Origin of the sequence: Streptosporangium sp. NBC_01639 (assembly GCF_045209755.1) — a bacterium.
GTDB lineage: Bacteria > Actinomycetota > Actinomycetes > Streptosporangiales > Streptosporangiaceae > Streptosporangium.
Window position 1 is genome coordinate 3,887,836 of the sequence record NZ_CP109272.1, and the last position, 14,455, is coordinate 3,902,290.

Consider the following 14,455-nt stretch of genomic DNA (forward strand, 5'->3'; position numbering starts at 1 on the left):
CCAGCCGAGCCGGCCGCTTCCACAGTCGGGCCGTTTTCTCCACCTGATCGCCAAAGCGGCCATCCGGCGTCCGGCCGGGAGAAAGAAAAGGGCCCTGCCGGTCAGGCCAGCCAGCCGCTGGAGCCGTCGGGGACGCTCGCCAGCAGTGCCCGGGTGTAGGGGTGGGTGGGCGCGTCGAGGACCTGCTCCGCCGGGCCGGTCTCCACGCACTCACCGGCCTCCAGCACGTAGATCCGGTCGGCGATCTGCCGCACCACGGCCAGATCGTGGGTGATGAACAGCATCGCCATGGACAGCCGTTCCCGCAGCTCGGCCAGGAGGCCGAGGATCTGCGCCTGCACCGAGACGTCGAGCGCCGACACCGGCTCGTCGCAGATCAGCAGGCGGGGCTCGCCCGCCACCGCGCGGGCTATCGCCACCCGCTGCCGCTCGCCCCCGGACAGGCCGGCCGGGCGCATCCCGGCCATGTCCCGGCCCAGGCCGACCGACTCCAGCAGCCGGGCGACGTCGTCCGGTGCGGCGGGACGGCCGTCGGCCCACAGCGCCTCGCCCAGGGCCGCGCCGACGGTCCGGGCGGGGTTGAGCGTCGAATAGGGGTCCTGGAAGATCATTTGCGCCGTGCGGCGGGCCTGGCGTACGGCGCCATGACTCATCCGGCCGTAGTCGGAGCAGTCGGCGCCGCCGAGCAGGATCGTGCCCGCGTCCGGCCGCTCCAGCCCGGCGACGCACCGGGCCAGCGTGGTCTTGCCCGAGCCCGACTCGCCGACCACGCCGACGACCTCGCCCGGGGCGACGGTCAGGCTCACCCCGGCCAGCGCCGGTCGCCGCGCCCCGGCGAACGTCCTGCGCAGGTCCCGCACCCGCAGCACCGGGTCGGCGGTGACGGGGAGCGCGGGCGCGACACCCGGTTCGGGCGCGGGAGGCGCGGGAAGCTCCATGGCCCGCAGGCACGCCGACAGCCGCACGTCCCGCACGGCGAGCGCGCCGGGCTCATGCCGTACGGCAGGCACACCGGCGGACGGGCCGGACTCACCCCGCACGGCGGACACATCAGCGGGCGCGCCGGGCTCGTGCCGTACGGCGCGCAGCTCCGGGACGCCGTCGCGACACTCGGCCACGGCGAGGGCGCACCGGTCGGCGAAGGCGCACCGGTCGGCCACCGCGTCGTGGGCGGGCACGGAACCGGCGACGGCGGGGATGACGGCGAGCCGCCGGTCCGCGGGCGGCTCGGCGGCCAGCAGGGCCCGGGTGTAGGGGTGAAGCTGCTCCCGCCGTACGGCCGCCGCCCCGCCCGCCTCCATGAGCCGTCCCGCGTACATCACCATGACCCGGTCGCAGGTGGAGAACGCCAGGCGCAGGTCGTGGGTGATGAGCACGAACGCCATGTGCCGCTCGCGCTGGACACGCCGGACGAGGGCGAGCACCTCGCGCTGGGTGGTGGCGTCGAGCGCGGTCGTCGGCTCGTCCGCCACCAGCACGCTCGGCCCGCCGGCCAGCGCGGCGGCCAGCCCGACGCGCTGCCGCATGCCGCCGGAGAGCTGGAAGGGGTAGCGCCCGGCCACATCGGCGGGCAGCCCGACCTCCGCCAGCAGCCGGGGCACCTCGGCCTTGGCGTCGGCCCCCCGGGGCAGCCCGTCGGCGATCTGCCGCCCGACCTTGCGCAACGGGTTGAGCAGGGTGAACGGGTCCTGCATGAGGAAGGAGACCACGCCGCCGCGCTGCCGCGCCCGGGCGCGGGGGTCGTCGTCCACCCGCTCACCCGCGATACGGACCGTTCCGGTGGCCTCCAGCCCTCGCGGCAGCAGGCCCAGCACGGCCCGGACCGTGAGCGACTTGCCCGAACCGGACTCCCCCACGATCGCGACGGACTCCCCCGGCGCGACCTCGAAGCCCACCCCCGACAGCAGGGTCCGCCCGGTCGCGGGCTGGCGCACGGTCAGCCCCTCGACGGCGATCCCCGCCCCGGCCCGCCCGCTGCCCGCCTCGGGCACGCCCGCCCCGGTCGATCCGATGCCCTGAGCCCCGGACGCATCCGCCCCGGCTCGCCCGCTGGAGCGGGCCTCGCGCTCTCCCATGTCAGCGTGTCCTTCCGCGCCGGTCGACGCGTTCATACAGCCAGTCGCCCACGATGTTGAGCGCGGCGGCGGTGGCGATGACGGCGAGGCCGGGAGCGATCACGGCCCAGGGGTTGGCGAGGAGCTGGGTGCGGTTGTCCGACAGGGTGCGTCCCCAGTCGGGCGAGCCGGCGGGGACGCCGAGGCCGAGGAAGGACAGTGAGGCCAGCGACACCAGCGCGTAGGCGAAGTTGAGGAACGCGTTGGCCAGCGCCACGGGGGCGATGTTCGGCCACACGTGCCTCGTCATGATCCGCCAGGCGGAGAGGTTCTTCAGCTGCGCCGCCTCCACGTAGGGCCGGTGCCGCTGCTCCAGCACGGCCCCGCGCACCACCCGCGTGTCGGTGGGCGCGAACAGCACCACCAGCACGGCGATCGCCAGGCCGTACCCGCCGCCCAGGACCCCGGCGACGACGATCGCCACGAGGAGGGCGGGCAGGGAGAACATCAGGTCCGCCCAGCGCATGGCCAGCGCGTCCACCCAGCCGCCGAGGTAGCCGGCGGGCAGGCCCACGAGGTTGCCGATGAGCATCGACCCGGCGGCGACGCACAACGCCCCCGGCACGGCCGTACGGGCTCCGGCGACCAGCAGTTCCAGCACGTCGCGGCCGAGGTCGTCGGTGCCCAGCGGGTGGCCGGGTCCCGGGCCGGAGATGCCCAGCATCAGATCCTGGCCGGTCGCGTCCGGCACCAGCCAGGGGGCGAACGCGGCGGCGACCGCGACCGCCAGGAGGATGGCGAGCGCGGTGACCACGCTCACCGGCGGACGCGTCACGACTCTCGATGGACGCGTCACGACGGCCTCCCACCGATCCGGACACGCGGGTCCGCGGCCGAGTAGCCGACGTCGACCAGGAGGTTGACGGCGGCGATGAGCAGGGTGAGCAGCAGTGCCAGCGCCTGGACGACCGGCACGTCCTTGAAGGTGACCGAGTCGACGAGCAGGGAGCCGAGGCCCGGCAGCGCGAAGGTCACCTCGACCAGCACGGTCCCGGCCAGCATGCCGGTCACGATGAGCCCGGCGGCGGTGAGGATCGGCACCAGCGAGTTGCGCAGCGCGTAGCCGAGGACGGCGGGGGCGTCGAGGCCGCGCGCCCGCGCGAAGACCACGTAGTCCTGGTCCAGCTCGCGGATGAGCGCGGCCCGGCTGAACCGGACGAGCATGCCCACCGCGCCGACGGCCAGCGCGCCGGCGGGCAGCGTGAGGTGCAGGACCTGATCGGCGAAGCCCTCGCCGACGCCGTAGACGGGGAACCAGCCCAGCCCGGCGGCGAACACCACCAGCAGCAGCAGCCCGACGGCGAACGGCGGGGCGCTCAGCCCCACCACCCCGGCGGTGACGACGAGCCGGTCGGCGGCCCGGCCCCGTCGCAGGGCCCCGGCCACGCCCAGCGGGATGCCCGCGAGCACGGCCAGCAGCGTGCCGTACCCGGTGAGCGCCAGGGTGAGCGGGAGCCGCTGCCCGAGCATGTCGGCGACCGGCATCCCGGTCCTGATGGAGGTGCCGAGGTCGCCCCGCAGGACGCCGCCGAGCCAGCTCAGGTACTGCACGGGCAGCGGGTCGTTCAGGTGGTAGCGGGCCTGGATGGCGGCGATGGTCTCCGGGGTGGCGGGACGGGTGCCCAGGAGGGTCTGCTGGACCGACCCCGGGGCGAGGTAGAGCAGGCCGAACACGCCGATCGACAGCAGCGCGACGACCACGGCGGTGCCCGCGAGCCTGCGCAGCAGGAACACGCCCCAGCTCCGCCCCGTCATCACAGCACCCCGTTCCCCGCCAGCCAGCCGAGCACGCGCTCCGCCGCGTCCCGGCGGTGCTCCGGCTCGGTCAGCTCGTGGCCCTCCCGAGGGTAGACGACCAGCTGGGTCCGGACTCCAGCCGCTGACCAGGCACGATAGAGCTCCTCGGCCTGGCCGGCCGGGGTCGTGCGGTCCTCGGCGCCGTGCAGGATCAGCGTCGGGGTGGTGACCTTCGCGGCGTGGCAGACCGGCGAGCGGGCCGCCAGGAAGTCCCTGCCCTCGGACGTGGTGATGCCGGCACCGCCGTGGTAGAGCGGGTCGTAGCCGTGGGCGAGGTTGCTGGCGTTGGCGAAGCTGAGCCAGTTGGCGACCCCGGACATCACCACCGCCGCCCGGAACCGGCCGGTGCGGGTCACCGCCCACGCGCTGAGATAGCCGCCGTAGCTCAGCCCCAGAACGGCCATGCGGCCGGGATCGGCCACGCCGGCCGCGACGAGGTGGTCCGCACCCGCCAGGACGTCGTCCAGGTCCTCCTCGCCGACGTGCCCGATGACGCGGCGTGCGTAGTCCTGGCCGCGCCCGCTGCTGCCCCGGGGATTGGGCAGCAGCACGGCGGCGCCCGCGTGCACGAGCGGCAGCGCGAGCTGCCCGGACTCGGCCGGGGCGAAGGCGCTGGACCACAGCCAGGTCGGCCCGCCGTGCGCGATGACGACGAGCGGCGACGGCCCCTGCCGCGCCTCCGGGCCGTACGGGCCCGCCGGCGACGGCGGTGCGGGCTCGCGCCGGGTCAGCAGGAGCCCGTGGACGGCGAGCCCGCCGGGGCCGGTCCAGGTCACCTCCTCCTGGTGTACGGCGAGCCACACCAGGTCGTCGTTGAGACCGGTGATCTGACGCCACTCGCCCCCGGCGACGTCCGCGACCGCGATCTCCGGGGGCCGTCCGGCCGTCTCCCAGACTGCGGCGGCGAGCGTGCCGGTGCGGTCCACCGAGAGCGACGGCTGCCCGTCCCGCCCGCCCAGGGTGCCCCAGGCCGTCCAGCGGGTCAGCGTACGGCCGTCGGCGGTCAGCGTGCCGCCGTGCGTCCCGGTGCCCGACCAGCCGGTGAACCACAGGGTGTCCGCGTCCAGCCAGCCGAGGTCGGTGACGTCGTCGACGGCGGCCAGCGCCGTCGCCTCGCCGGTGGCCAGGTCGACGTGGATGATCCGCCCGGACACGATGGACAGCCCCTCGACCACCACGGCGGCGCGCCCGCCGGGGGCCAGCCGGGGGCGGCTGAGCTGCCAGGTGGTGCTCAGGAGGGTCCGGGTGGCGCCGGTCTCGCGGTCGATCAGGTCGAGCCTGGGCCGGTAGTACCCCGCCGGTGTCTCGTCGGCCGAGGTCACGGCGAGCGCGACTCCGTCCCGCCAGTCGGCGTCCCAGACGGTCAGCCCTTCGACCGGGATCGGCCGCAGGCGGGCGTCGCCGACCTCGGCCCAGGCCAGCCGCCGCAACCGCCCGCCCGGGGTGCGGACCAAGGGGTCGGACCCGTCGTGGACCCGGAGTCCGAGATGGCTGCCGTCGCGCTCGCTACCGGGGTCGGCGGTCCGTACGAGCACGGTCCCGTCGTCGCCCGCGACCAGGTCCTCGATCTCGCCGTCCGCCCGGACCCGCCAGACGGGGGTGAGATCGTCGCCGGCGCGGACCTCGACGTGGCCGAGATCGGGCCCCTCACCGGAGGCGAGCAGCAACCGCCCGTCCGGCAGCCAGCGTGTCAGCGCGTGCCACCGCTCCGGCGCCTCGGGCACCGGGACGGGCGCGCCCGCCCGCGCGAGGTCGAGCACGTGCGCGACCGGTCCCGCGCCCGCGAGCGGCAGGACGCAGGCGACGCGACCGCCTGCCGGGTCCAGCGCCACGCTCTCGGGCACCCGCAGCCCGGTCAGCGCGTCGTGCGCCTCCAGCAGCGCGGTCCGCGCCTCCGGCGACGCCTGCGGCGCTCCCGGGGACGGCCGACGCGCGTCCGGCGGCGCTCCCGGCGGCGCCTCCGACGACGTCCGGCGCACGTCCGGCTGCGTCATGGGCGTCTCCGGTGCCGCCGGACCTTCCGGCGCCTCCGGACCGGTCACGAGCGGGTGGAGAGCTCGGCGGCCCAGGGGCCGACGAAGAAGTAGGGCCCGAAGTCCGCGGCGCCGACGCCGGGACCGAACGCGGTCGCCGCCTCTCCCCACCACAGCGGCTGGTAGGGGACGTCGGCGGCGGCCTTGACCAGTGCCTCCCCGAGGAGCTTGCCCCGGGCCGCCTCATCGGTGCCCTTCTTGGCCTGGTCGAGCAGCCCGGTCACCTCCTCGTCGGCGTACTCGGCGATGTTGGAACCGTTCTCGCCGACGAAGGCGCCGTTGAGAAGCTGCTGGATGTACTCCGACGGATCGCCCGTCGTCGCGAAGTACCAGCCGAGGTAGACGCCGGAGGCGTGCTTGCCGAGCTCGGCGATCCACTGCTCCAGCGGGACCTCCTTGACCTCCAGGGTGATCCCGATGGTCTTGAGGTTCTGCGCGAGGGTGAGCGCGGCCCTGCCGAGCTGCGGTCCGCTGCCGGGGTAGGTCAGCACGTCGCTGAAGCCGCCGGGAACCGACGACTGGGCCAACTCGGCCCGGGCCTCGGCGAGGTCGAAGCCGTACTGCGGGATGCTCTCGTACAGGCTCTTGACCTCGGCTTCGCCGAGCACGCCGCCCCACTGGGCGGGGTCGGTGACGGTGGTGGCGACCTGGCCGTGGCCGCGCAGGACGCTGCGCACGATGCCGTCCCGGTCGACCGCGTGGGCGACCGCCTTGCGGACGTGGATGTCGTCCCACGGCTTCTTGGCGGTGTTGAAGGCGAGTGTGACCAGGGAACGGTCACTGGCCGTCTTCAGCTCGACGCCGGAGATCGCCTTCCACTGGTCGATCTGCTCGGCGGGCACGTTCAGCGCGACGTCGACCGAGCCGCCCCGCATGGCGAGCAGCCGGGTGGACTCCTCGGGGATGAAGTCGAGCCTGATCTGGCGGTACGGCGCCTTGCCGCCCCACCAGGCGTCGTTGCGCTCCAGCGTCACGTGCGAGTCGGGCGCGAACTCGGTCACCCGGTACGGCCCGGTCCCGAGGATCTTCCCGGTGGGGGTGCCGATGTCCTGGCCGGTGGCCTCGATGAACTTGCGGCTCGTCACGAGAAGGGTCCCCGGTGACGGGGTCCAGGCGAAGGACGCGTCGGGCTGCTTCAGCGTGATGGTCACCTCGGCGGGACCGCCGGCCTCGATCTTGTCGACGTTGGCGTAGGCGTAGGCGAAGGCCGAGGTGGAGCCCTTCTTGGCGTGCAGGTCGAGGCTGGCCACGATGTCGTCGGCGGTCAGCGGCGTCCCGTCGGCGAAGGTCACGCCACTGCGGATCTTGTAGACGTAGGTCTTCGGGTCCTTACGGCTCCACGACTCGGCCAGGGCCGGCTGGAGGCTGCCGTCCTGGCCGACTCCGACGAGCGCCTCCTGGCAGAGGAGGGCGACGACGTAGTTCATGATGCCCGCCTCCTTGCTCGCGTCCAGCGAGCTGATGGAGGCGGGCAGCGCGACCTTCAGGACGTCGAGGGACTTCGCCGCTCCGCCGGCGTCCCCGGACGTGGCTGCCGGGCCGTCCGAGCCGCAGGCCGTGACGAAGGCCGGGACCACGGCCAGGCCTCCCACGATGGCGATGGATCTCAGAAGAGAGCGTCGGGTGAGGGCGGCATCGGGGAGATCGGCCACGGGGGACCCACTTTCATGCGACAGCCAGCTCACCTAGCTGCTGCGTCTACCATTACTATCCACTTGGCACATGAGAGTATTCGCTAGGTAGCATCCCGGTCAAACCCACCTGTTGAATGGGGAATTCATGGCCTCCCTCACCGTCTACAGCGCCCCCTGGTGCGGCCACTGCCACCGGCTGAAGGAGGGGCTCACCCGCGCGGACATCCCTTTCACCGAGGTGGACGTCGACCGGACGCCGGGCGCGATCGAGCTCATCACCGAACTCAACAACGGCTCCTGGCTGATCCCGACCGTGGTCCTGCCCGACGGATCGGCCCTGGTCAACCCCAGCGTCCAGGAGATCGAAGCCCGCCTGGCCTGAGCAGCCGGGCCAGCGGTACGGCCAGGCCGAACGGCGGCCCGGTGGGACGGCCAGGCCGGACGGTTTACAGGCCGGTTCCGGGGCGGATCGCCGTGCCCGGTCAGGCCAGCAGCGGTTCGAGCAGCAGGATGACGCCGAAGACGGCGAACGCGGCGGCGGCGCCGTACCGGATGACCTTCTCGGGGAGGTGCTTGCCGAGCATCCGGCCGACCATGATGGCCAGCGCGTCGGCGGCGACCATGCCGACGGTCGAGCCGAGCCAGGTGCCGAACCAGCCGTGCTGGGTGGCGAGGGTGATGGTGGCGAGCATGGTCTTGTCGCCGAGTTCGGCGAGGAAGAAGGCGACGGTCACGGCGATGATGGCCGACCGGGTGGTGCGCTGGGCCTTCTGCGACTCCTCGTCGGTCAGTTCGTCACCGCGCAGCGTCCACAGGGCGAAGCCGAGGAACGCGATGCCCGCGATGATGGTGATGGCCGTGGTGGGGATCAGGTCACCGACGAGGTTGCCCAGGCCGACGCTGACCAGGTGGACGACGGCGGTGGCCAGGGTGATTCCGGCCAGGACCGGCCACGGTTTGAATCGGGTGGCGAAGGTCATCGCCATGAGCTGGCTCTTGTCACCGAGCTCGGCGACGAAGATGACGGCGAGACTGATCCAGAATGCTTCCAACGGGGGGTCCTTCCGCGCGCGGCCGGACCGGAAGGGGAGCACCCGGGGAGTCGGGCACGGCTTCGGTCCGGCAGCATCGATGTACGACTGCCGAACCGAAGGTCTCGTCCGCCTGGATACCAGGCCCGCGTAACCGGGCGCCCAGAGAGCGCCAGTATGTCGATCACGCGATTGGGACTACTCCCCTTCGGGTGTTTCCACCTGACCTTAACAGCCACAGGCGCCCGCTGATTCCCCGGAACGGGACCTTTCTCGACTCCTCGGCGCTTCAACCCCGGCTGTGACGCCTGGCGTGCGCCCGGGAGTGCGATCTGACCAGGACCGGGATGGCGAGGGCGAAGACGATCAGCAGGGCGAGGCTGCTCCGCAGAGCGTCTGTCCAGTCCATCAGGCCCGGCTGGACCCCTCTGGTCGCGGCGCCCCCGCCGTCGAGGGTTGTGAAGAAGACCGTGCCGACGGCCGTGACGCCGAGCACGCCCGCCATCTCCTGGACGGTGCCGAGCACCCCGGCCGCCAGGCCGGCGTGGCGGCCACGGACCTCGGCCAGTACCGACGCGATCAGCGGCGACATCACCCACCCCATACCCGTCCCGGCCACCGCCAGGCCGGCTGCCAGCCACTCGACCGGACCGGCGGCGGCGTAGTGCAGCAGGGCCAGTCCAGCGGTCAGTACCAGGCCGCCGACGATCGGCAGCCGCCGACCCAACCGGCCGGTCAGCCGCCCGATGACCGCCGAGCCCACCAGGAATCCGGCGTTGAGCGCGGTGACCAGCCCGCCGGCGGCGGCCGGCGCCAGCCCCCGGCCGTCCTGCAGGTAGAGCGTCAGCACGAACGACAGCCCGGCCGAGCCGGCGAACAGCGCCAGCACCGCGGCCAGCCCCAGTGCGAATCCCGGCTCCCGGAAGATCTTCAGGTCCAGCAAGGGGGTCCGGCCCGCCGCGGTCCGCCGGCGCTGCCGCCGGACGAACCCGGCCAGCAACGGTACGGCGGCCGCCAGAGCGGGCCACGTCCAGGCCGGCCAGCCCTGCTCACGCCCCACGCTCAGCGGTCCGGCCAGCGCGAGCAGCCCAGCGGCCAGCAGCAGCGCCCCGGCCCCGTCCAGCCCCGGCCGACCCGGGTGCTTCCCGTCGGGGCCGGAGCCGCTCACCTCGGGCAGCAGGCGGGGGACCAGCGCCAGCGCGGCCAGCCCGAGCGGCAGGTTGACCAGGAAACAGGTGCGCCAGCCCAGCCCAGCCGGGTCGGCGGCGACCAGCAGACCGCCGATCAACTGGCCGCTCACCCCGGCCAGGCCGACCGTGGTGCCGTACCAGCCGAACGCGCGGGCCCGGCCGGCACCAGGATAGAGCGCCGCCACCAACGCCAGCACCTGCGGCGCCAGCAGCGCCGCGGCCAGGCCCTGGCCGATCCGGGCGGTCACCAGCACACCCGTGGTGGGCGCCGTTCCGCAGACCGCCGAGGCCAGGGTGAACAGCGCCAGACCGGCGCTGAAGACGCGCCGGGGTCCTTCCCGGTCGCCCAGTCGTCCGGCCAGGATCAGCCCGGCCGCGTAGGCCAGACCGTATCCGGCGATCACGAACTGCATCGCGGCCGTACCGGCCCGCAGGTCCCCCCGGATGGAGGGGATCGCCACGGTGACGATGAAGAAATCGAGTGTGGTCATGAAGACCGCGACCAGGACCACCGGCAGAGCCCACCGGTGGCCCTTGTCCCTGTCCGGTGTCCCGCGCGAGCCGGGAGGGCACGGCGGGGAGGCATACGGCGTGGTGGTCGACATGTGAGGATCTCCAGCGTGTGATCGCCGGCCCGTACCGGCGACGCCCCACCCTGGCCATCGGCAACTCACGACGCTGGCGCATTTCGGCCGCCGATGTACCGAAGCGGTCATGCCGGATTGCAGGTCCGAATTCAGCTGGAACTGTCAGTCCGAATTCCGCCGGGTCCGGGCCGCACGCTGGTCATACGTTTGTTCCCATCAAGAACTCCCGCCGATCGGGCGGGGTCGAGACAACCACCTGAAGGACATTCATGGATCTGCAGCTTTCCGGTCGTGTCGCGGTCGTCACCGGCGCCTCCAAGGGCATCGGCCTGGCCGTCACCCGCACCCTGCTCGACGAGGGAGTCCGCGTCGTGGCCGCCTCGCGTAAGAGCACTCCGGCGCTGGAGGCGCTCGGCGGCGACAACCTGCTCCACGTACCGGTCGACCTGATGGACCCCGAAGCACCCGGCCAGGTCGTGGCGCGGGCCGTGGAGGAGTTCGGCGGGCTCGACATCCTGGTCAACAACGCCGGCGGCCCGCCGCCCGGCGTGTCGCTGCCCAGGTTCGGGTTCCTTACCCCGGACGACGCGGACTGGCGGATGATGTTCGAGTTCAACCTGTTCTCGGTGGTGCGGGCCGTCCGGGCCGCCATCCCGGCGATGCTGACGCGGGGCGGCGGTTCGATCGTCAACGTCTCCTCGGGTGGCGCCAAGCTGCCCGCCCCGATGAACGTCGACTACAACGCCGCCAAGGCGGGCCTGAACAACCTGACCAAGGCGCTGTCGGAGGAGTTCGCGCCGCAGGGCATCAGGGTGAACACCCTCTCCCTCGGGCCCGTGCGGACGGCGTGGTGGACCGAGGAGGGCGGCGCGGCCGACATCATCGCCGCCCAGGCGGGCACCGACCGCGACAGCGTGATAAACAACGTCGCACCGGAGATGATGAAGCTGTCGACCGGGCGCCTCGTCGAGCCGCAGGAGGTCGCCGACGTGATCGCCCTGCTCGCCTCGCCGCGCTCGGCGAGTACGACCGGCGCGGACTTCGCGGTCGACGCCGGGTTCCTCAAGGAGATCTGAGTCCGGGTGCTCCCGGTGTGAAGGGCGATCCCGGCCGGCGCCCCTCACCTCGGGCGCTTCCCCGTCTCCCGCGCCAGACCCGCACAGCGGCTCGGCAGCGCGCCGCGGGCCTGGTGACGCCGGCCCCCCGATGTCTTTGGGGGATTCCCGGTTCAGAGGTGGGTGCCGACCATCACGGGCTCGTTGACGAGGGTGACACCGAACTTCTCCCGCACGCCGTCGCGGACCTCACGGGCCAGGTCCAGAAGATCGGCGGTTGTCGCCGACATTTCGGGATTTGTCATCGCAAGGGTGTGTTTGGTGGAGATGCGGGCCGGACCACGCCGGTAGCCCTTGGGGAACCCGGCGTTCTCGATCAGCCAGGCCGCCGGAACCTTGACGGAGCCGTCCGGCATGTCCCAGCGGGGGAAACCAGGGGTGCGCAGCTCCAACTCGGCCGCCTCGCCGGCGGTGAGGAGCGGGTTGGTGAAGAAGGAGCCCGCGCTCCTGGAGTCGGGGTCGTCGGGATCGAGCACCATCCCCTTGCCGCGGCGCAGCTCCAGCACCGCCGCGCGGGCTTCTGCCGGCGGCACCCGCTCACCGAGCGCGACGCCCAGCCTGGCGGCCAGTTCCTGGTAGGCGACCGGACCGGACATCCCGTCCTTGGCCAGCCCATAGGTGACCGCCAGGACGACGTGCCGCCCGGCCTCCTCCTTGAACGCGCTGTGCCGGTAGGCGAACCCGCACTCCCGCGTCGGCAGGTCGCTCACCGCGCCGGTCTTGCGGTCGTAGACCCGCACCCCGGTGATCGTCTGTGAGACTTCCTGCCCGTAGGCGCCGACATTCTGGATCGGCGTGGACCCGACCAGGCCCGGGATCCCGGACAGGCACTCGATCCCCGAGCGCCCCTCCGCGACCATGCGGGCGACCAGGCCGTCCCAGTCCTCCCCCGCCTGCACGGTGACCCGGTCCCCGGCGAACTCGATCCCCCGCGAGGCGACGCGCACGACCAGCCCGTCGAAGCCCTCGTCCGCCACCACCAGGTTGCTGCCTCCGCCGAGCACGAGCACCGGCTCGCCGGCCCGGTCCGCCGCGCCCACCAACTCGACGATCTCCTCCGCCGACGTCGCCGTGACGAACGCCCTGGCCGGCCCGCCCAGCCCCAACGTCGTGTACGGCGCCAGCCGTACCCCTGCAACCCGCTCAGTCATGCGCTTCCCCACCACCTGGCCGAAATCCCGAACCAGACTACGTGTCGCGGAGCAGCTTCAGCACCCGGTCATAGGTCCTGCGGGACTCCTTGTCGCGGTAACCGGGATCGACGTCGTGATAGCCGCGGTGCCGTTCCTGGTGGACCGGCAGGTCCTTGCCCAGGGCGACGAGGGTTCCGGGGAGCCGGAGAGAGAACTCCAGATCGGCGTTGCGGTAGTAACGGGCCTCCTCGGGAAACGCGCCCGCCGCGAGCGCGGCGTCTCGCCTGACCGCGAACAGGTGGCCGAGCAGCCCGCGGACCTCGCCGGGCTCCGCGTCATGCCAGTCGCGGCCGTCCGCCCCGGGGTTCACCCCCTGCCAGCCCGCCGCGGCCACGTCGTCGTCGGCCAGCTCCCTGACCAGCGGGGTGATCGCGTCGCCGTCCAGGATCGTGGAGGTCTCCATCACGACGTGCACGTCGGAGGTGTCGAGCTCCAGCAGTTTCGTACGGCTCTCGCCCCACCCCGCCGAGCCTCCCCGCCAGTGCGGGGTCTCGGCCACGTGCCAGGCCTTCACCCGGTGGGGGAACTCCTCGACCAACTGCTCCAGGACGGCGCCGGCGCCGTCGACGTCCCCCAGATCCAGGCAGATGATCGTGGCCTCGGTCCGGGCCACCAGGGCGCGGACGCAGTCGCGCAGGTCGTCGGGCCAGCCGTCGACCACGAGCCCGACCGTCACGGTCGGCGGCGCCGGCGAGTCCTTGTGCTCGGCTGGAGTGATCGTCTCGTCGAGCCGCGAAACGGACAGGCTCGCGTCCCAGAGCAGCTGGGAGAAGACCATCCGTGCGGGATCGCCCTCGTTCTCGTCCGAACGGCCCACGAGCTCCGCGCCCTCGGGCTTCTGCTTGGGCGCCGCCTCGGCCTCGGCGACCCGCCCGGCGTCCAGGTCGCCGAGCCGCTCGGGCCGGGCGGCGGGGTCGGCCGCCTCGGCGACCCGTCCGGCGTCCATGGCGGCGGTGTCACGGCCGGCGGACTCGGTGCCCGCGGAACCGGCCCGGCCACCCGGCCGGTCACGCTCCCCCGGCACGGGAACGGAGCCCACCGTGGGCCACACGTCGAAAGACGGCCTCGGGGTGAGCTCGAAACCGTCCCCGGTGTCGCGGACGACCCAGCCCTCGGCCTCGATCTCGCCACGGAGCGCGTCGGCCCCGGCGTAGTCACGGTTGCTGCGTGCCTCGGCCCGCCGCTCGGCGAGCCCGGTCACGTGAGGTGGTACTTCGTTCATCTTCGGACGCTACCCACGGACCGGGGGAAGAATCAGCACCCGGCCCATGAGCTGCGGACTCACCGCCGGCCTGCGGATCCTCACGACGGTGCGGATCCGCGAACGGGTCCTAGGAGAGCTGGACCGTCGCACGGGCCCTGGACAGGACCCGGGAGTCGTCGGACCTGGCGTTCAGCGCGACCACCACCCGCTTGTCCTCCAGCTTCTCCTCGATGACGCCGCTCACCGTGATGACGGCGCCCTGCTCGTCGTCGGGGACGACCACCATGGAGGAGAACCGCACGCCGTAGTCGACGACCGCGCCCGGGTCGCCCGCCCAGTCGGTGACGTACCGGCCGCCCTGGGCCATGGTGAACATGCCGTGCGCGATGACGTCGGGAAGGCCGACGGACTTGGCGAATCGCTCGTTCCAGTGGATGGGGTTGAAGTCTCCGGAGGCGCCGGCGTACATCACCAGGTTGGCGCGGCGGACCTGGTAGTCGGCGGACGGGAGCTGCTGGCCGACCTCGACCTCGTCGTATTTCACAGTCGCTGCCATC

Annotated in this window: 12 protein-coding genes; 2 read left to right on the forward strand and 10 right to left on the reverse strand. The window is 73.0% G+C overall.

The annotated features are described in order from the left end of the window. Nucleotides 1-101: 101 nt before the first annotated feature. The 5 genes from OHA77_RS17505 to OHA77_RS17525 are packed head-to-tail and all read right to left on the reverse strand — an operon-like array spanning nt 102 to nt 7,596. On the reverse strand, nt 102-2,075 hold the full coding sequence (locus tag OHA77_RS17505; protein ID WP_406319105.1) for an ABC transporter ATP-binding protein: 1,974 nt from the start codon (nt 2,073-2,075) through the stop codon (nt 102-104). A 1-nt stretch (nt 2,076) separates the two neighbouring features. Further along, nucleotides 2,077-2,910 carry an ABC transporter permease gene (locus OHA77_RS17510; protein WP_406319107.1) on the reverse strand — a complete coding sequence of 278 codons (834 nt, stop codon included), beginning with the start codon at nt 2,908-2,910 and terminating at the stop codon, nt 2,077-2,079. Next, nucleotides 2,907-3,869, reverse strand: a complete 963-nt coding sequence (locus tag OHA77_RS17515; protein ID WP_406319108.1) for an ABC transporter permease — start codon at nt 3,867-3,869, stop codon at nt 2,907-2,909. The genes OHA77_RS17510 and OHA77_RS17515 overlap by 4 nt, the downstream gene beginning before the upstream one ends. Next, nucleotides 3,869-5,905, reverse strand: a complete 2,037-nt coding sequence (locus OHA77_RS17520; protein WP_406319109.1) for a prolyl oligopeptidase family serine peptidase — start codon at nt 5,903-5,905, stop codon at nt 3,869-3,871. Before OHA77_RS17520 ends, OHA77_RS17515 begins: the two co-directional genes overlap by 1 nt. A gap of 44 nt (nt 5,906-5,949) precedes the next feature. Then, nucleotides 5,950-7,596, reverse strand: coding sequence for an ABC transporter substrate-binding protein (locus OHA77_RS17525; RefSeq protein ID WP_406319110.1), 1,647 nt, complete (start codon nt 7,594-7,596; stop codon nt 5,950-5,952). Nucleotides 7,597-7,723: 127 nt separating this feature from the next. Here OHA77_RS17525 and OHA77_RS17530 point away from each other — a divergent pair, with 127 nt between their 5' ends. Next, nucleotides 7,724-7,960, forward strand: coding sequence for a glutaredoxin domain-containing protein (locus OHA77_RS17530; protein WP_352031909.1), 237 nt, complete (start codon nt 7,724-7,726; stop codon nt 7,958-7,960). 100 nt (nt 7,961-8,060) lie between these two features. Here OHA77_RS17530 and OHA77_RS17535 read toward each other — a convergent pair whose 3' ends face one another. Further along, nucleotides 8,061-8,630, reverse strand: a complete 570-nt coding sequence (locus OHA77_RS17535) for a TMEM165/GDT1 family protein (protein WP_406319111.1) — start codon at nt 8,628-8,630, stop codon at nt 8,061-8,063. 268 nt (nt 8,631-8,898) lie between these two features. After that, nucleotides 8,899-10,404, reverse strand: coding sequence for an MFS transporter (locus OHA77_RS17540; RefSeq protein ID WP_406319112.1), 1,506 nt, complete (start codon nt 10,402-10,404; stop codon nt 8,899-8,901). 251 nt (nt 10,405-10,655) lie between these two features. Between OHA77_RS17540 and OHA77_RS17545 the strand changes: the two genes are divergently transcribed. Next, nucleotides 10,656-11,462, forward strand: a complete 807-nt coding sequence (locus OHA77_RS17545; RefSeq protein ID WP_326819574.1) for an SDR family NAD(P)-dependent oxidoreductase — start codon at nt 10,656-10,658, stop codon at nt 11,460-11,462. A gap of 152 nt (nt 11,463-11,614) precedes the next feature. On the opposite strand, the gene OHA77_RS17550 is transcribed toward OHA77_RS17545, so the two are convergent. The 3 genes from OHA77_RS17550 to OHA77_RS17560 form a co-directional block, all read right to left on the reverse strand. Further along, nucleotides 11,615-12,652: a UDP-N-acetylmuramate dehydrogenase gene (locus OHA77_RS17550; RefSeq protein ID WP_406319113.1), complete on the reverse strand. Its 1,038-nt coding sequence runs from the start codon at nt 12,650-12,652 to the stop codon at nt 11,615-11,617. Between the two features lie 37 nt (nt 12,653-12,689). After that, nucleotides 12,690-13,916 (reverse strand): hypothetical protein, encoded by a 1,227-nt coding sequence (locus OHA77_RS17555; RefSeq protein ID WP_406319114.1) that lies wholly within the window; start codon nt 13,914-13,916, stop codon nt 12,690-12,692. A gap of 109 nt (nt 13,917-14,025) precedes the next feature. After that, nucleotides 14,026-14,454 carry a MaoC family dehydratase gene (locus tag OHA77_RS17560; protein ID WP_326819571.1) on the reverse strand — a complete coding sequence of 143 codons (429 nt, stop codon included), beginning with the start codon at nt 14,452-14,454 and terminating at the stop codon, nt 14,026-14,028. Nucleotide 14,455: the final 1 nt, after the last annotated feature.

Bases quoted from the DNA above. Each gene is read 5' to 3' on its own strand.
- OHA77_RS17550 (WP_406319113.1), bottom strand. From the start codon at position 12,652: ATGACTGAGCGGGTTGCAGGGGTACGGCTGGCGCCGTACACGACGTTG.
- OHA77_RS17555 (WP_406319114.1), bottom strand. From the start codon at position 13,916: ATGAACGAAGTACCACCTCACGTGACCGGGCTCGCCGAGCGGCGGGCC.
- OHA77_RS17505 (WP_406319105.1), bottom strand. From the start codon at position 2,075: ATGGGAGAGCGCGAGGCCCGCTCCAGCGGGCGAGCCGGGGCGGATGCG.
- OHA77_RS17560 (WP_326819571.1), bottom strand. From the start codon at position 14,454: ATGGCAGCGACTGTGAAATACGACGAGGTCGAGGTCGGCCAGCAGCTC.
- OHA77_RS17515 (WP_406319108.1), bottom strand. From the start codon at position 3,869: ATGACGGGGCGGAGCTGGGGCGTGTTCCTGCTGCGCAGGCTCGCGGGC.
- OHA77_RS17530 (WP_352031909.1), top strand. From the start codon at position 7,724: ATGGCCTCCCTCACCGTCTACAGCGCCCCCTGGTGCGGCCACTGCCAC.
- OHA77_RS17540 (WP_406319112.1), bottom strand. From the start codon at position 10,404: ATGTCGACCACCACGCCGTATGCCTCCCCGCCGTGCCCTCCCGGCTCG.
- OHA77_RS17545 (WP_326819574.1), top strand. From the start codon at position 10,656: ATGGATCTGCAGCTTTCCGGTCGTGTCGCGGTCGTCACCGGCGCCTCC.
- OHA77_RS17520 (WP_406319109.1), bottom strand. From the start codon at position 5,905: ATGACGCAGCCGGACGTGCGCCGGACGTCGTCGGAGGCGCCGCCGGGA.